At 56.9% G+C, this 17418-nt stretch carries 14 protein-coding genes; 4 read left to right on the forward strand and 10 right to left on the reverse strand.

The features are described 5' to 3' along the window. Nucleotide 1 precedes the first annotated feature (1 nt). The 3 genes from QMZ18_RS05035 to QMZ18_RS05045 form a co-directional block, all read right to left on the reverse strand. Nucleotides 2–715, reverse strand: coding sequence for a DMT family transporter (locus QMZ18_RS05035; RefSeq protein ID WP_282605130.1), 714 nt, complete (start codon nucleotides 713–715; stop codon nucleotides 2–4). A gap of 15 nt (nucleotides 716–730) precedes the next feature. Continuing rightward, entirely contained in the window at nucleotides 731–955 is a 225-nt protein-coding gene (locus tag QMZ18_RS05040; protein WP_282605131.1) for a hypothetical protein, read from the reverse strand. Nucleotides 956–1162: 207 nt separating this feature from the next. Then, a complete protein-coding gene (locus QMZ18_RS05045; RefSeq protein ID WP_282605132.1) occupies nucleotides 1163–2017 on the reverse strand; it encodes a sugar phosphate isomerase/epimerase in 855 nt (284 codons plus the stop codon). Between the two features lie 557 nt (nucleotides 2018–2574). On the opposite strand from QMZ18_RS05045, the gene betA reads away from it, so the two are divergent. After that, nucleotides 2575–4248 carry a choline dehydrogenase gene (betA, locus tag QMZ18_RS05050; RefSeq protein ID WP_282605133.1) on the forward strand — a complete coding sequence of 558 codons (1674 nt, stop codon included), beginning with the start codon at nucleotides 2575–2577 and terminating at the stop codon, nucleotides 4246–4248. Nucleotides 4249–4785: 537 nt separating this feature from the next. On the opposite strand, the gene QMZ18_RS05055 is transcribed toward betA, so the two are convergent. The 3 genes from QMZ18_RS05055 to aguA all read right to left on the reverse strand — a co-directional run bounded on the left by QMZ18_RS05055 (nucleotide 4786) and on the right by aguA (nucleotide 10304). Beyond that, entirely contained in the window at nucleotides 4786–7905 is a 3120-nt protein-coding gene (locus QMZ18_RS05055; protein ID WP_282605134.1) for an efflux RND transporter permease subunit, read from the reverse strand. Between the two features lie 3 nt (nucleotides 7906–7908). Beyond that, complete coding sequence (locus QMZ18_RS05060) at nucleotides 7909–9069, reverse strand: efflux RND transporter periplasmic adaptor subunit (RefSeq protein ID WP_282605135.1); 1161 nt, start codon at nucleotides 9067–9069, stop codon at nucleotides 7909–7911. Nucleotides 9070–9131: 62 nt separating this feature from the next. After that, entirely contained in the window at nucleotides 9132–10304 is a 1173-nt protein-coding gene (gene aguA / locus QMZ18_RS05065) for an agmatine deiminase (RefSeq protein ID WP_282605136.1), read from the reverse strand. A 223-nt stretch (nucleotides 10305–10527) separates the two neighbouring features. Between aguA and QMZ18_RS05070 the strand changes: the two genes are divergently transcribed. Both QMZ18_RS05070 and QMZ18_RS05075 read left to right on the forward strand, forming a co-directional pair. Continuing rightward, nucleotides 10528–11259: a response regulator gene (locus QMZ18_RS05070; protein ID WP_282605137.1), complete on the forward strand. Its 732-nt coding sequence runs from the start codon at nucleotides 10528–10530 to the stop codon at nucleotides 11257–11259. Then, nucleotides 11256–12662 (forward strand): HAMP domain-containing sensor histidine kinase, encoded by a 1407-nt coding sequence (locus QMZ18_RS05075; protein WP_282605138.1) that lies wholly within the window; start codon nucleotides 11256–11258, stop codon nucleotides 12660–12662. Before QMZ18_RS05070 ends, QMZ18_RS05075 begins: the two co-directional genes overlap by 4 nt. 161 nt (nucleotides 12663–12823) lie before the next feature. On the opposite strand, the gene QMZ18_RS05080 is transcribed toward QMZ18_RS05075, so the two are convergent. Then, entirely contained in the window at nucleotides 12824–13555 is a 732-nt protein-coding gene (locus tag QMZ18_RS05080) for an SDR family NAD(P)-dependent oxidoreductase (RefSeq protein ID WP_282605139.1), read from the reverse strand. 81 nt (nucleotides 13556–13636) lie between these two features. On the opposite strand from QMZ18_RS05080, the gene QMZ18_RS05085 reads away from it, so the two are divergent. Further along, nucleotides 13637–14071 (forward strand): MaoC/PaaZ C-terminal domain-containing protein, encoded by a 435-nt coding sequence (locus QMZ18_RS05085; protein ID WP_282605140.1) that lies wholly within the window; start codon nucleotides 13637–13639, stop codon nucleotides 14069–14071. A gap of 4 nt (nucleotides 14072–14075) precedes the next feature. Here the strand turns inward: QMZ18_RS05085 and QMZ18_RS05090 are convergent, their stop codons facing one another. The 3 genes from QMZ18_RS05090 to QMZ18_RS05100 are packed head-to-tail and all read right to left on the reverse strand — an operon-like array spanning nucleotide 14076 to nucleotide 17418. Then, complete coding sequence (locus QMZ18_RS05090) at nucleotides 14076–14852, reverse strand: enoyl-CoA hydratase-related protein (protein WP_282605141.1); 777 nt, start codon at nucleotides 14850–14852, stop codon at nucleotides 14076–14078. Further along, nucleotides 14849–15883 carry a Gfo/Idh/MocA family protein gene (locus tag QMZ18_RS05095; RefSeq protein ID WP_282605142.1) on the reverse strand — a complete coding sequence of 345 codons (1035 nt, stop codon included), beginning with the start codon at nucleotides 15881–15883 and terminating at the stop codon, nucleotides 14849–14851. The genes QMZ18_RS05090 and QMZ18_RS05095 overlap by 4 nt, the downstream gene beginning before the upstream one ends. Next, nucleotides 15880–17418, reverse strand: a complete 1539-nt coding sequence (locus tag QMZ18_RS05100) for an acyl CoA:acetate/3-ketoacid CoA transferase (protein WP_282605143.1) — start codon at nucleotides 17416–17418, stop codon at nucleotides 15880–15882. Before QMZ18_RS05100 ends, QMZ18_RS05095 begins: the two co-directional genes overlap by 4 nt.

Consider the following 17418-nt stretch of genomic DNA (forward strand, 5'->3'; position numbering starts at 1 on the left):
ATCACGTCATACTGGTATTTTTGACTGATGCCTTTTTCGAAGATGGTGCTGCGACGAGTAGTCCGGCCAACGTAATCAAGAGCATTCCGCTAATTGTTAACGTGCCAGGCTTCTCGGAGAAGAATACAAAGCCCCATAAGGCCGCGGAGACTAAATAGACATAGTCAAAGGTGGCGACGATCTGTGGAGCGGCGATTTGATAGGCGCGTGCGACGCCAACGAAGAATGCGGCCGAAAGAGCACCAAGCAGTGCCATCAAACCCCATTCCCGTACTCCCATCGCGGCCCAATCGCCTATCAGGAACGGGAAGGTCGCCTTGGTATCGCTGCCAAGACCAATGACAGAGAGCAGGACTGTGGCGGTCAGGCCCGCAACAAGAAACGAGCTGTGAAGGGCGAGTGCCAAGGTCAAAGGCGCCTCTTTCTGACATTTTGCCCGGGTGAGAACCATCGCCAGTGAATAGAAGGCAGCTGCCAGGAGCGGCAAAACCGTGAACCATGAAAAGGCATCGGTGCCGGGCCTAAGGATCGCGACCACACCTAGAAAACCCAACAGGACTCCGGCCCATTGACGCCCGGTAACACGTTCACCAATCAATGCAGCGGACAGCAATGCAGTCATGATAGGGTTGGTGTAGACGGCGACCGCCGCCACAGACAGGCTGAGTATGGGAAGCGCAGCGTAAAATGCTAGCCACGTGAGGACTAAGAGCAAGCTCCGAACGATTGTTCACCTCGGTACTTGCAGTTTCATGCCGACGCCGGTTGCCCGTGACAGTCCGATCAAAATGGGGATTGCAAAAAGCGAGCGGGCGAAGAAGATTTGCCACACTGTCAGGTCCGCACTTACGAGCTTCACAACGGCATCTGCGAAGGCCATCGTTAGAACCGACATCAAGATGATGCCAATACCCAGAGCCGTCTGATCGGTCCTTTCCGCGTCCCCCTGCGTCATTATCTGTCCCTTTGCGACCGTCCTGCCGATTGCACTGTCAAACCGCTGCGTTGTCAGGACAGCAGTTCCAATACGCCGCTATCTTAATCGGGGTTTGCAACGTAACTCGGAGGATGGTTTCCAAGTCTGCATTTGGCCGTCTGGTCTTCCAACTCCACAAAATCCTCGGTTGAATGCGGCCGATATACCAAACGAAAGTCCGACGATCTATATAGCCGTCGCACAGCGCTCCTTGATCACTTTCAGCACTTCATTCGGATCACGTAGCCACCAATTGCGCTCTGAAAAGATCTCCACCTCAACTGGACCATTGTAGCCTTGCGCTTCGATCCATTGCCGAATCCGCAGATTGTCGATCCCACCATCGCCCGGCATACCGCGGTCGAGGCGCAGATCGCAGGTGTCGGGCAACCAGTCGCTGACGTGGAAATTGATAATGCGTTGACCCGCCCGTTCGATCTGTGCTTCCAGATCGGCCTCCCACCAGAGCGCGTAGCTGTCGAGCGCGATGCCCAGGACTTCGCGCGCCATTGCTGAGTCAGACTCCAACTGGTCGAGCCAGTCGTTGGCTTCGCGCAGGCTGGACAGGACCGAGCGGAAACCGCAGACCATTGGGTGCAGGGGCTCCAGAGCCAGGCGGATTCCCGCTGCGCGGGCTTCTGGGATCAACTGAGAGAAACCTTCGAGAGCCCGTTTTCGCGCGCCCGCCAGATCCCGGTCGCCTTCGTCCAGACCGCCAGTGATGACCACTAACGAGGCGGCGCCGATCGCGGCAGCCTGTTCGATCCAGCGGCGGTTATCGTCGAGCGAAGACTGAAAGTTTGCCGGATCGCGGGAAGTCAGGAAACCGCCTGCGCAGAGTGACACCGCGTCGACGCCGCTATCCTTCAACAATCTCGAGCCTTCCTGAGTGCCGATCGCGTCAAGCTTCTCCCGCCAGACGGCAGTCTTGAAGATACCGTTGCGGACGAAGGCGTCGAGCGACTGCGCGAAGTCGCATTGCTTCATCAAGGTGACCTGATGAACGCAGAGGCGGTCCGGATCGAGTGTCATCGACGGCATGTTGGACGAGTTCGGCCGGGAAACGACGACGGCAATAGCTGACAATTTTTATTGAAACAGATTATTAGCCGCAACAGTCAACACCGTAAACAATTCGCAACAATGGGCTCCAGGCTCAGGATATCATGGATTTTTGTTTTGAAGACCCGGTTGTTAAAAATGATACATCGGACTTTGCGGTACCTTCTTGGATGAGTTGTTGCATATCGCCGCATCTCGGGAGGCCGAACGGCTCGAGAGTGCTCATGACGAGTTCTTCTCGTTGCGCACGGACTTGAAACGCCGCAGATAGCGCCGATTGTGTCGGCTCTGCGGCCCCCTTTTGATGTTCTTTGGTGCAGAAATGTGTTTCGACTCTCCCTGCTGGCGAGATCTTCCTGGTCATGGGCTTCGTCGGTGCGGGCGAGTCGACTTGCGTGCGATGCCAGTCTTGTCTTATTGAAGCGGCGGCGTAGAAATTTTGGGTTCGGTGACGAAAACGCAACTGCTTTGGTTGATTACCGTTCCGACTGTTAGGCGGTCTATCTTGCGACCGGTACGATGGAGGCTCCATAGATATGAACGCTGATTTCGTGATCATCGGATCGGGCTCGGCTGGCTCCGCCATGGCCTACCGTTTGTCGCAGGACGGAAAGTACTCGGTTCTGGTTCTGGAGTTTGGCGGATCGGATATCGGCCCTTTCATCCAGATGCCCGCGGCCCTCAGCTATCCGATGAATATGCCGACCTACGACTGGGGGTTTCAATCGGAACCCGAACCTCATTTGGGCGGGCGCCGTCTCGCGACGCCGCGGGGCAAGGTCATCGGCGGTTCGTCCTCGATCAACGGCATGGTTTATGTCCGAGGCCATCCGATGGACTTCGACCATTGGGAAGACAGCGGTGCTGTCGGTTGGGGTTACAAGAACGTCTTGCCTTACTTCAAGCGCATGGAGAACTGGCACAGTGGCGGACACGGGGGCGATCCGGCCTGGCGTGGGTCCGGCGGCCCGCTCCACGTAACAAGAGGGCCGCGCGAAAACCCGCTCTTTCAGGCATTCGTCGATGCGGGCCGCCAGGCGGGCTTTGAGGTCACCGACGACTACAATGGCGAGAAGCAGGAGGGCTTCGGCCCCATGGAGCAGACGGTCTGGAAGGGCCGCCGCTGGTCCACCGCGAATGCATATCTCAAGCCCGCATTAAAGCGGCCGAATTGCGACCTGCTACGCTGCTACGTGCGCCGTGTCATCATCGAGAACGGCCGGGCCACGGGTGTTGAAATCAGCCGTGGTGAGCGGATCGAAACCGTAAAGGCCAATCGCGAGGTGGTCATCGCCGCCTCGTCCATCAATTCGCCCAAGATTCTGATGCTCTCCGGGATCGGGCCTGCCGCCCATTTGAAGGACACGGGCATCGAACCCGTGGCGGACCGGCCGGGCGTCGGTAAGAATCTGCAGGACCACCTTGAACTCTACATTCAGCAGCAATGTATCCAGCCCATCACGCTCTACAAGTACTGGAACCTGATCGGCAAAGGCCTGATCGGTGCCCAGTGGCTCTTCACCAAGACGGGACTCGGCGCCTCGAACCAATTCGAATCCGCTGCCTTTCTGCGCTCGAAACCCGGCGTGAAGTACCCCGATATTCAGTATCATTTCCTGCCAATTGCCGTGCGCTACGACGGCAAGGCCGCCAGCGAAGGACATGGCTTTCAGGCGCATGTCGGTCCGATGCGCTCTCCGTCGCGGGGAGAAGTTACGCTGGCCTCCCCCGATCCCGCTGTTCCGCCGCGAATCCTGTTCAACTATATGTCCCATCCCCAGGACTGGGAGGATTTCCGCCGCTGCATCCGGCTGACCCGGGAAGTCTTCGCGCAACAGGCCTTCGATGCCTATCGCGGCCGGGAAATTCAGCCGGGAGAGGCGCTCCAGAGCGACGATGAACTCGACGCCTTCATCCGCGAACATGCCGAGAGCGCCTATCACCCTTGCGGCACCTGCCGAATGGGCGACCCCGACGATCCCATGTCCGTGGTGGACCCCGAATGCCGTGTGATCGGTGTGGATGGCCTGCGCCTCGCCGACAGCTCGATCTTTCCACGGATTCCCAACGGCAATCTGAATGCACCCTCGATCATGACGGGTGAGAAGGCGTCCGATCATATACTGGGTGGCGGGATGCTGCCGGCCTCGAATCAGCAGCCCTGGCAAAACCCCGATTGGCAAACATCCATACACGCAGCCGGGCGTTAGGCACTTGTTAGGGCATTCCCATGACCGAAACACGTGGGCCGAGTAAAGAGGCCAGCCTCGTCGCTGATTAAATGTCAAGCTTAGGTCCTAACGATGGCAACGCATCTGATATCCAGGGAATCTGTGCGGTCTGGATCTTGAGTTCGCGCCACGCTCGCAAACACCAGTCTGCCGTATCCCGTACGTGTTCGGTGACGGATACATCTCGGACTCTCCGGAAATCGATCTGCCGTTCACTGCTCCAATCGCCGATTTTTGGCCTGCGGAGATCCTTGCACCCCGATTCTACATCGCGCCCGAAGTACGCTACCCAACAGTGCTAGACAAGATCATTCAAGTCCACGACCCACTCTCGTGCCAGGGCCGCTTGCCCTGGCTGGGAGTTCGGCTATGCCGACTTTGCCTTCACGATCGTCCTGTGCATCATTTGGAATAGTATGATGAGGTGCCCGAAGCGCAAAGTTCACTGAAGGGGCATGTGACTTCGTTCGAAGGCAGTGTCACGGATCAATTGAAGAAGGGTATCGGATTGACCGTTTATTTCGCATGGCCCTCAACAAACAATACATGCCTGGCGCCGAACCTGATATCCCCGACAATGGCTATGAGTACCGGTACCAGAATGAGCATCAGCAGAGTTGCAAAAACCTCTCCATAGGCAAGAGAGATTGCGGCGGGGATGAGATATTGAGCCTGTTCAGAGGTTTCCATCAACAAGGGCGCCAGACCGATAACCGTCGTTGCTGTTGTGAGGAAAATCGCCCGAAACCTGCCAACGCCAGCTTTTTTAAGTGCCTGGTCAATTGGCATGCCCGCCTTGAGGGCATCATTGTACCGCGTCATCATCACCAGACTGTCGTTGACCACGACGCCTGCCAGCGCAAGCATTCCGAAGAATGATAGGATCGACAGGGGAACGTCCATGATCAGATGGCCAATGGCGGCTCCAACGAACCCAAAAGGAATAATTGCGAGAATGATAAAGGGTTGCCAGTAGGATTTCAGCGGAACAGCCATCAGTACGTAAATAGCCACAGCTGCGAGGATCAAAGCGCGTAAGAGTCCTCCTTTGATCTCGCCGATTTCTTCTATCTCGCCACCCAGCTCCACGAAAACACTGGGATACTGCTCCCACAAAATCGGCATCAGCTCTTCCTGCACTGCCTGCCCGACTTCTTCGGGTGCGACAATCGATCGATCTATTGATGCAGCCACGCTGTTCGCCTGATTTCCGTCCAGGCGCAGCACGGAACCGGAGACATATCCGCCCTCTATCTTCGCCACGGTCGGCAAGGGCACCCAGGCGCCCGTGCTGCTGCGCAGCCGGGTGCGCAGCAGATCGGCAATTGTATCCCGCGCCTGACGGCTGTTCAGGACAATAACTTTTGCCTCGCTGCTACCGCGCCGGATTTTCTGAATTTCGGATCCGCCGAATGACAGGCCAATCTGACTGGCCAGGCTTTCCGCCGTAAACCCAAGGTTTCGGGCCTCAGGGCGCAGGCGCAGTCTCAGCTCCGGCTGGCCGCCTTTCAAGGAATCCCGGACATTGCTGACTCCTTCGATCTGCGCCAGGAAATCCCGAACTTCCTTGCTGGCAAGTCGCAGGAGTTCTGTGTCTTTCGACATAAGTTCGACGACAAAACCACCCGCGAAGGATTCGGATCCGGTGAACTGAAGCTGGCTCGAGCCTTCAACCTGGCCGGTACGCGCGCGCCACTGACGAATGACATCCAGTATCTCGATACCTGACCTGTCCTTGACCGGGGTAAGTTCCGCATAGATCTGGCCGCCTTCACCGCCATCCACCTGAACAAAAACCGTGCGGATCGGTGGCTTATCAAGCCCAGCGTTTTGCTGCAGTTCCAGATTGAGGTCTTCGCCGATTTTCTGAATGTTCAGGATGTTCTTTCGGGTCAGGCGAAACGGCGCGCGGGCGTCCATTTCAAGTGTCACCGTGATCACCTGTCCGGGCACATCCGGGAAAAACACAGTTTTAATTTTACCCAACCCGATCTGACCGATGCCCATGGAACCAGCGGCCAGAAACAGAACTAAAACGGTATAGCGGTGATGGATCGACCACACCAGGATCGGCAAATAAACCCGGTCCCGGAACCACATCAATCCTCCCGTTGCACCCTGCTGAACACGCCCCCACAGGCGGCCAGGCAAACTGCGCGGAGGCTGACCAATGGAAAGGTGCGCCAGATGCGCGGGCAAGATGAATTTGCTTTCGAGCAGAGAAAACAGGAGGGCAAAGATAACAATTCCGGAAAATCCGGCCAAAACTTTACCAAGGGGATTGTCCAGTACGAACATCGGGAAAAGGGCTGCAATCGTGGTCAGCACGCCGAACACCGTCGCAATGGCCACTTTGTTAACGCCCTCTTCGGTCCCCCTGATGGAATCTTTATTGTTCTGGCGTTCCTCAAACACGCTTTCGCCGACGACCACGGCATCATCGACAAGGATTCCGAGTGCGATTATGAGGCCGAAGGTCGTGACATCGTTAAGCGAATAATCCACCCAACGGGAACCTGCAACCGCGACCGCACCCAGAACCGAAACCGGGATGCCCATGGCAACCCAAAAGGCCAAGCGCACATTCAAAAACAACGACAGCATCAAGATGACGAGCAACAGACCCTGAACGCCGTTCGAGCGTAAGAGCTGAAGGCGATCTGAAATGAACCCGGCTGAATCTCCCCAGACCGTGACCGAAATTCCGGGCGGCAAGAGATACTCGTAATCCGCAACTGCGGCATTCACCACCCGCGAAATTTCCAGCAGGTTTTCTTTTTGCCCGACCAGAACCACCATCCCAACGGTTGGTTTTCCGTTCAGCCGAAACAGATAATCACCCTCTGCAAAGGTGTCCCGCACGCTGGTGATGTCACCCAGCTTAACAACGGAGCCGTCGGGTCTTTCCACAACAGGGACGGCAGCAAAATCAGCGGCAAATCGCGCCCGGTTGTCGGCCCGCAACGATATGCTGCCTCCAGCGGTGTTCAGTTTCCCGCTTTGGAAATCGATTGAGTTCTTTCGAATGGCGTCGGATAGGTCAGAGATCGTCAAGTTGAGCTGGCGCAGGCGCTCGGGATCGACCTCAATGCGCATCTCCTGCGGAACGATGCCCCAGATCTTCAGGCGGGACAGTTCCGGCTTTGACAACAGATCTTCTTTGAGCCTTCGAGCAAGAGTCTGTAGCGTCGCCGGGTCTGTTTCTCCCACGACATTCACGTAGAGGGCGGGAATATCAAAACCGTTGGTCTCGATGACCGGACGTTTGGCCGCTTCGGGGAAATCAATGATCCCATCGATTTTCAGACGAACTTTATCGAGGAGCCTTTGCAGATCCTGCCCACCCCTACGCCGGACTGACACCGTGGAAGATTCATTTGAAGACTCGGACGTAATACTGCGCACGCCCGGCAAACCCTCAAGCGCCTGTTCGATTTTTTGGGTGACCAGCTCGTCGACTTGCTGTGCTGTGGCGCCTTCAAAGATTGTCGTTATTTCAACACTTTCCGGCGGAACACGCGGAAACCCCTCGATCCGGATGGACACAAGTGTCAGCACTCCTAGAAGGAGGATGAACCCCATCAGCAGATTGGCGCCAACTGGGTTCCGGATAAACCAGGCTGTCAGAGAATGCATGATTTACTCCCCGGCTTCCAAAGGCTGGACCCATTGTTTCGGCAAAAACGAAGCCAATGGCGTGATCGCAACCCGATAAACTGGCTCGCCTTTTGGTGCGGCGATGACAATGCGGTTTTCGTTCCGGAACAAGATATTTGGAATGTGACGCCGCAATTGTTCTTCGCTATCAACAAACCAGATATAGCCTTCGCGGGTCAGAGCGGTTTCCGGGATACTGATCGTCGCGTCCAGTTTCCGCCCCGGTAAAACAACCCGTACAAAGTCGCCGGACAGTACGGATCCATTTTCAGCAGCCGTCAGATCCAAAAACACCCGAAACTGGCGCGTCCTCTGATCAAGAAATCCGCCGCCCTGGCGTGCTGTGGCAACGGCGATAGGCTTTCCTTTTTGATCGAAAATTTCTGCGGTCTGTCCCGAAACCGGTTGCTGCATCAGATCCCAATTTTCTCGACTCACCTCGACGGCAAGTTCGAATCTCCTGTCGTCCACGAGTCTCGCCAGCCGGTCACCGGCCGTAACGGACTGACCCAGGCTGACGAACCGTTCCGTGACAATCCCCGAAAAGGGTGCTGTCACAACCGTGTTCGAATAGTGCTTTTGCGCTGCTGTCAGCTTCCTTTCAGCAGAGGCAACTGAGAACTCGGCAACACGAAGCTGTGGCAGACGCAAAGCAAAGTGATGGGGCGGGTCGGTGCCGTCTCGTCGAAATTGACGCCGGGCCAGTTCCGTTTTGAGCTGAGCCTGCAAAAGAGCGAGCTTTGCCTGCTCCAATTCCAACTCGGCGGTGGCAACGTCGGCTTCGTATTGTGTTTTCTCGATTTCAAAAAGGGCCTGGCCCGCTGACACCCGCCCGCCGGCCAGCGCCCTGTTCTTCACCTCTGTCACACGGCCTGAAACCGCAGCCCGGATCTCTGCGGACCAACGGGGCTTAACTTCTCCGAATACCTCGATCCGCGCGGTTTCCGGTTTTACAAAAACCTGCGCCACAGAGACGAGCGGAGCGGGCGCAGGCTCGGCGTTTTGTGAAACGTCAACCGTGTCATCCGCGGTCCAGAGAAAACCGGCCACCGCCCCCAAGACCGTGAGTGAGATCAAGAACCAAACCCACCGTCTTGGAGACAGATTGACCGCGGCCTCGGTGTTTCCATCAACCTGGTTCATCCCGGTAACTCTCATTCTGCCCGATCGGCCAATCCAAATCGGGATGACTCCCCAGGGGGTGTTTAGTTGCGCCCCGCGCGCGCGGGCAGATTTTGGCTTATGCAGTGAAAGTTGCCGCCATGGAGCAGAATCTCCCGGCCTTCCACCCCGAACACCTCGCGGTCCGGAAAGGCGCGCTCCAAAGTCTCTCTGGCGCCAGGATCGGTTTCGGGATCCAGGAGAGGAAAAACGACACGCCGGTTCGTGATGATGTAGTTCACGTACGAGCCTGCCAGCCGGTCTTCGATTTCGTCAATGCGCGAGTCCGGCATAGAGTCGGCCTCTTCGTCCGTAATGAAGAGCGGACCCGGTTGATGCAGCTTGTGAACCTTGAACTTATTGCCATCCGCGTCAGTGCTGGTCTCCAGGACTTCCAACGCCAGTTGCGAACGTTCGTATTGCGCGTCGCTTAGGTCGTCTGTCCAGGTCAGGATCACTTCGGAGGGGCGCGCAAAACAGCACATGTTATCGACGTGACCACTCGTGCTGTCTTCGAAGACCCCAAAAGGAAGCCAGATGACTTTTCGAGCGCCCAGATAAATCTTCAGGTACTCCTCGATCTCTTCTCTGCTCAAGTCCGGATTGCGGTTCGGGTTAAGCAGGCATTCCTCGGTTGTAATAATGGTTCCGCGACCGTCGGAATGGATCGATCCTCCCTCCAGCACGAGCGGAGCACGGTAGCGGTGGGCCTCTTCATGTTTAAGCAACTTCCGTGCGGTCTTGTTGGTATCCCAGAAGTCCTCCGGATATCCCCAGCCGTTGAAAACCCAATCAACGCCGCGGCGGCCATTTTTGTCATCGATCAGAAAAGTCGGACCATCGTCGCGAACCCAATTCGTACCGGCGTTCATTTCCACGACTTCGACGGCTTCCGGGACGAGCGACCGCACTCTCGCGGCCTGGCGCGAAGTCGCCGCCAGACGGACCGGAATATCGCTGGCAATCGCTGCTGCAAGCTTCGCGATGACGCCCTCGGCAAGTTCGCCCTTTAATCTCCATTCGGGTGCTTCAGGCCAAACCAGCCAAATGGCTTCATGATTCTCAAACTCGCCTGGCATCCGAAATCCGTCGGCAAGCGGCGTGGATTTTAGGCGGGATGAAGATTTCTGGCTTTGGGCCAACCCCATGCCAGCAAAGCCAGTTATGCCAAAGGCAGCGGCAGAGGCGCCCAACAGTGTTCGACGATTAATGTTCATTTAGATTTCTCCGCTTCTCATCCTGTCGTTGCGTTCGTGTTTCGATGAGACGGATATGCAGAGCAATTGTCGCAAAAGAATATCGGCGGCAGGGCGAGTTTGTCGCAAACTGTCGCAAAACCCGGCCCTTGCGAATGGTGGCGACAACTTTCTGGCTGCAGATGGGCGACGACTTCGCATTCATTCTGTAAAACATGGTTTACGAGAAAACAGGGATAAGCAGATGCTTCAGGAACCCAACATCGCTGAGCCGCATATTCTGGTCGTAGATGATCGCCGCGACATCCGTGACCCTTTGCGCCAGTTTCTGCAGAAACAGGGAATGCGGGTCAGCCTGGCCGCCAGTGCCTCGGAAGCACGCAAACTGCTGCCCGATGCCGCGATCGACCTGATTGTGCTTGATATCATGATGCCTGGTGAAGACGGCCTTTCGCTTTGCCGGCACATCCGCACAAAGTCGGCGTTGCCGATCATCTTGCTCACGGCCCTGGCCGATGACACCGACCGTATCGTCGGCCTGGAACTAGGGGCTGATGATTATCTGGTGAAGCCTTTCAATCCCCGTGAGCTTCTGGCCCGCATCAGGGCGGTTCTGCGACGCAGTCAGATTGAGCAGCCTGCTATTGTTGACTCTACGGCGAACTGGCAGATCGGGCCTTGGCAGTTTGATGCCGGCGCACAGCTTTTGCGTCATGAAAACGGCGCAGATGTTTCCCTGAGCAATGGCGAGTCAAAATTGCTGGAGGTCATGGTGGCCCGCGCCGGCCGTGTCTTATCACGCGCGCAGTTGCTCGACCTCACACAGGGACGCGAGGGCGGCCCCTTCGACCGGGCCATCGACAATCACATCAGCCGGCTTCGCAAGAAAATTGAGTCACCCGACAACCCGGATCGCGTTTTTCAGACTGTCTGGGGCGGCGGGTACAAGCTCGTAGCAGAGGTCAAGAAGCGGTGATACATCTTTGGCCCGACCGCATGGCGGGGCGTATCATCCTGCCTGTAATTATTATCGTGATCGGCGCGCAGTTCGCGCTGAGCTGGTTCTTTTTTTCCGCTTTCGAAGAAGATTACTGGCCAGAGGAGCAGGCTCTGTATGCTGAACAGCAGCGCGACCGGCTGCGTAGCCTGATCGTGACCCTGCGCAATAGCCCGAAAAATCAGACAGGCGATATTCTTAAGGTTGCTAACGGAAAGGATTTCCATGCCTGGCTCGCATCCGACACGGCAGCCTTCGAAGATAAACAATCTCTTCAGGCCGTGGAGGCGAAGCATGCATGGGCCGCAGAACTTCAGTCCGCAGATGCCGTTAAAATCATTGTCTCCTCCTTTGACTTTGATGATCTTGAAACGCTTCATAGCGCGCTCGCTCTGCCTGATGCTTTGATCGTTAACTATGGTGGGCATCCGCCGGATTTGCTGATCGAGGCGGAAATCCGACCGCGGGTCTGGCTGCGCGTTCTTTCTGTCTCGTCTGAATTTGATAGCGAAATCGCGGACTGGTTCGACATATACGACCTGATTTATCTGTGCCTGATTATCGTCAGTGTGGTGCCGATACTCATTTTCGTCGTGCGCCGCGCGGCTCAACCCATTCATGCCCTGGCCGGTTTTGCCGAACGGATCGGTCACGGAGGCTGGCGTCATGAGGAAATCCCAGAAACGGGCCCGCTGGAAACCCGTCAAGCCGCACGCGCCCTGAACGTAATGGCCCAGCGCATTCACGATTTTGTCGAAGACAGAACCCGGATGCTGGCCGCCATCTCACATGATATCGCCAGCCCGCTGACGGGTATGCGGCTGCAGGCGGAAATGGTAGAGGACGCTGAAATTCGGGAATCCCTGATCCGGGGGATCGAAGAAATCAGCGATATGAGCCGGTCAACGCTGGCCTTTGCCCGTCTTGATACGTCTGATGAAAAATCGCAGCCAATGCATTTTGCAGAATTTGTCGCCGATCTTCTGAAGGATTACGAGCACGAAACCATCGCATTCGACGCTTCAACAGCGGCCGGTTCGCTGGTTGTTCCGATTCGACGGACTCTTATGCGACGGGCCCTCCGCAATATCGTGGATAATGCTCTGAAACACGGTGGCTCTGCGACCTTCCATCTTGCAAGCCACGATGGTGAAATCCGGCTTGATATAAGCGACACAGGCCCTGGCCTTCCTGAATCCCTTCTTGAAAAGGTATTTGAACCCTTTTACCGGTTCGATTATTCCCGCAATCCTGACTCCGGCGGCACCGGCCTTGGCCTCTCAATTGCGCGTAATCTCATCCGGCTCCACGGAGGCGATATCCAGCTCTGCAATCGGGCCGGCGGCGGCCTCACAGCCCGGATAACTCTGCCAACCGGCTAGCTGAGGAGCTGGAAAAATTGGATTGAGGCGTACGCGGTACTGACATTTTTAAGCAGGGTCAGGCGAAGGAAATCAGCCAAACCATGCCATTTTCAGGTTGCCGTTCCTGTTAAGTCTTGGACACCTCGTTTAACCAGCTTACGACCTGATAGGCTGCGCATTTAGTATGTCGCGCGGCCCCCGGTGACGTCGAAGACCTGGCCGGTGGTGAAGGAACAGCGCGGGCTGGCGGCCCAGGCGACCATGTCGGCTATTTCTTCTTGCGAACAAAAGCGGCCCATGGGGATACGCGACTTCTTGTCGGCGATGTAGGCCTCATCCATTTCCTGGAAGAGGTCTGTTTCGGTGATCGCGGGCGCGACGCAATTCACCGTCACGTTGGAGGGTTGCAGCTCGCGCGCCAGCCCCTTGGCGTAGCCAATGACTCCGGCCTTGGCGGCGCCGTAGGCACAGGCGCTTGGATTGCCTTCCTTGCCGGCCACTGAAGCCACGATCACCAGCCGACCATAGTCTCTCTCGCGCATATGTCCGACCGCGGCGCGGGTCGAAAGAAAGACACCGGTCAGATCCACTGCGAGCACCTGGTTCCATTCTGCCAGAGTGTAATCCCATGCGGCTTTTGTCGGGCCATTAATACCGGCGTTGGCGACCATGACGGTCACCGAACCTAGAGCCTTAAGGCTCTCGTTGAAGGCCTGCTCCACCGAAGTCTCGTTGGTCACGTCGACGGAGGTGCAATGGGCAAATGCAGGATCCGCAACGATCGGCGCGCAGTCCAGATCCCAGCCCGACACCTGTGCGCCGAGAGCCGTAAAACGACGGGCGATGGTCAGCCCGATGCCTCTTGCGGCGCCGGTGACGATAATCCGGTGATTTTCCAGATCGAAACTCATGGTTCAGCGGTCTTTCTCGTTGACCCCAATCGCCCGGTCTCTAGGCTTTTCGAGGAAAGAGTTTTCTATCAAGAGGGAAGCATGCCGGGGTTTCACGTTGAAGTTGGTCACAGCGTTGCTTTTACCAAAACCGTGTCTGAAAGCGATGTCTATATGTTTGCCGGAATCACCGGCGATTTCTCGCCGAACCACGTCAACAAAGCCTACATGGAAAAGTCCAAGTACGGGAAACTGATGGCCCATGGCGCGCTGATGGTGGGCTTTATGTCGACCGCTTCGACCATGGCAATCGCGCACACGCGCGAGGCTTCCGAGACGCCGGTCTCGTTGGGTTACGACCGCATTCGGTTTCTCAAACCTGTATTCCTCGGCGATACCATCACCGTGACTTATGAATTCGTTGAGACCAACGCTGAAACCAAGCGTTCGACTGCCGACATCAAGCTGACCAACCAGGACGGCGAGCTCGTCACCGTCGGCCAGCATATCCTGAAATGGGTGCCGAACGAGAGCTAGCATCTTATTTGCCCAGCCATTGCGGCTTTCGCTTCTCGGAGAAAGCGCGCGGACCTTCTTTCGCATCGATGCTCTTCAGCATGGCTTCGTATTCGGGATAACGCGTAGTGAACGCAGCCGCCACGGTTGGCGCGTCCAATCCTTTCAGCATCATCTGCTTTGTCGCCCTCAGTGACAGTGGCGCGTTCTCAAGCAACCGATTCGTCCAGAGTTTCGTTTCAGCTGCCAGCTTGCTGCGTGGTACGACGGAGTTGATTAGCCCATAGGTAATGGCCTCTTCCGAAGAGAACAGACGACCGGTCAACGCAATCTCCATCGCCTGTTTCAGCGGAATCTGACGGGCTAGTCTATGCAGCCCGCCGCTGGCCGCCAATCCGACCTTGGGCTCGGGAAGTCCAAACTTTGCATCCTCCACCGCGATCACTAGATCGCACGCCAGCAGGACTTCCAGACCGCCACCGATGGCATGACCATTGACTGCTGCGATGACTGGCTTGGTCAGATCGAAACGTTCCGTCAAACCCGCGAACCCGGACGTCGGCATATCGTCGGCACCCGTCTCCGCGCGAACTTTCAAGTCGGAGCCGGTGCAAAATGCTCGATCACCCGAACCGGTGATCACCGCGAGGCGAAGGTCATCGTCCCTGGCAAAGTCGTCGAAGATCGATGCCAGCTCGGCATGGGCCTCCGGGTGAAGCGCATTCATCACTTCCGGTCGATTAAGGATCACCGTCAGGACGGCTCCCCTTTTCTCGATCAGACTGTGGCGAATGTCTGTCATAACGTAATGCGTTGACCGCTTTCCGCCGCGTCGAATACCGCAAGAGTTGCTTGTAAGCTGCGGGTCGCATCCTCCGCTGTGATACGTGGCGCCTCCTCACCTTGTATTACCCGGCAAAAATGCTTGCACTGATTGATATAAGCATCCTCCGGGGTGCAGGATTTATCTTCTGATCGTAGCGGCGTGTTCCAGCCCCGCGCGGTATCATCGTGGCGCCAGAGTTTCAGATTAGGAAACTCCAGTGAGGCGGAGTCTCCGACAAAACGGGAAGCGTTTTGGTGGGCCGGGGGAAACTCCGGATTTTCATGGAAACCGAACTCCCAGGCCCAAGGTGAAGCCGCCGAATCGGAAAGTAGAAAGGTACCCAGTGCGCCATTTTCGAAGCGCAGGATGATCGCGGCAGTCTCTTCCTTTTCATGCCCTCGCACGGTGCTCGCCAGCTCCGCGCTCAAGCTGGTGATTTCTCCGCAGACATAACGCAGACAATCGAACTCATGAATGAGGTTGATGAGAATTGGGCCTGCTTCGCGTTTTTGCCGCCAGACCTGGTCGAAATAGCTGTCCGCCTTGCGCAGCGTCCATTGCCCGTTGACCGCCACCAGTTGCCCAAGCCCACCGCTTCTCACGATTTCCCGTGCTTTGTGCACAAAGGGATAGTAACGCCGGTGGTGCCCAACCAATACCTCACGCTGAGTGGCGCGCGATTTTTCGATGAGAATTTGGGCTTCGCCGAGGGTTCCCGTAATCGGCTTTTCGATCAAGACATGTGCGCCGTTCTCTAGCGCCGCCAAAGCGGGTGCCAGGTGCAGTTCGGTCGGGGTCGCAACAATTACACCGTCCGGTTTGACTTCTGCCAGCATGGCTTTGTAGTTGTCGTAGAAGGTCACGCCATAACGCTCGGCAATACCTTTGACTGTCGGCGAGGCATCGGCGACCGCCACCAGATCTGCTTCCTCGACCTGAGCGATAGTCTCAAGGTGGCGCACCCCGATACGCCCGGCCCCGATTAAGGCAAGCCGAACTGAAGTCATTGAGCTGTATCCATAAAGTAAGTCTGATTTATTGGTTCAGGGGGCGTGTCCATGAGCGGTATAAAACTCATCTTGTCCAGGATGTCGCGCTGCAGGTCCACACCCGGCGCAATCTCAATTAGTTTGACGCCGTCCTTGGCCAGGCGGAAGACGGCGCGTTCGGTGACATAAATCACCTCCTGCGCCTGAAGGTTCGCCTGCCGGCCCGAGAAAGTGATTTGATCGACTTTATCGACCAGCTTCCGCACTTCACCGTGGCGGTGAATGGTGAGCACGCCGTTCCCCGACTCGATCGAGGCGCCTTTGGCGTCGAAAGTTCCGCAGAAGACGACTTTGCGTGCGTTCTGTGCGATATCGATGAACCCGCCGGGCCCGACCGTCAGGCCGCCGAGCCTCGAGACGTTGACATTGCCTTCTATATCCAACTCGCCAAAGCCCAGGAACGCAATATCCAGTCCGCCACCGGAATAGAAGTCGAACTGGGAGGGGCCGTCGATCATGCAGCTTGGATTGCGTGCATAACCGAATAGTGTCCCGGTAAGAAGTGTGCCGCCGTAGGTGCCGTGTTCGATGGTCTGGTAATAGCGATGCTGTTCGCCCTTCGCAGCGACGATGCTCGCCACTTCGTCGGGAACGCCGAAGCCGTAGTTGATGACCGCACCTTCGCGCAGCTCTTCGTGAGCGCGGCGTGCTACGACCTGGCGGATCGAGAAGGGCGGCATGGGCGGGATCGGATCGTCGGCCTGTTTCTCGCCGGAGATGGCTGGATCATAGATCAAATCGTAGCCTTGCCGTTGCGCCGGGTCGACCACGATGGCATCGACCAGCGCGCCCGGAATGCGGACCGCACGGGCAGGAAGAATGCCGTTCCGAACCCGCTCGCGCACCTGCACGATGACCTTGCCGCCAGAATTATGCGCGGCCGCCGCCATGGCGTATATGTCCACGTTGGCCGGCTCCTGATCGAGGCTGATGTTACCGTCGTCGTCGGCGAAAGAGCCTTTGAGCAGGGCAATGTCGACCGGGAAGGGGCGGTAGCGCAGGAACTCGCGACCGTCGATCTCCATCACATCTACCAGGTCTTGCTGCGCAGCCTCGTTCATCTTTCCGCCGCCGAATCGCGGGTCGACGAAGGTGCCGAGACCGACGTGAGTCATCAGGCCTGGGCGCTTGGCTGCGACCTCGCGCATCAACTGCATTACGACGCCGCCGGGCAAGACATAGGCCTCGATCTTGTTTTCCCGGGCGAGCGCCTGCATCCGTGGCGACCAGACCCAATGACCGCCGATCACCCGCTTAACCATGCCTTCGTGAGCGAAGCGGTTCATGCCGTGCGTCTTGCGGTCGCCGATGCCTAATGCGTGTACGCAGGTCAGATTCTTCGGATGGCCTTCATTAAGGAAACGCTGCTCGACGGATTTATGCAGCAGCGTGGCTTCGACCAGGCCGCCGCCACCTCCGATCAGACCGATTGTGTCGCCATCGCGAATGAGAGCTGCTGCGTCTTCGGCGTCTACGAATTTGTTGCGGTTCAT

It is taken from the genome of Pelagibius sp. Alg239-R121 (assembly GCF_947331435.1).
In the GTDB taxonomy this organism is placed as follows: Bacteria; Pseudomonadota; Alphaproteobacteria; order Kiloniellales; family Kiloniellaceae; genus Denitrobaculum.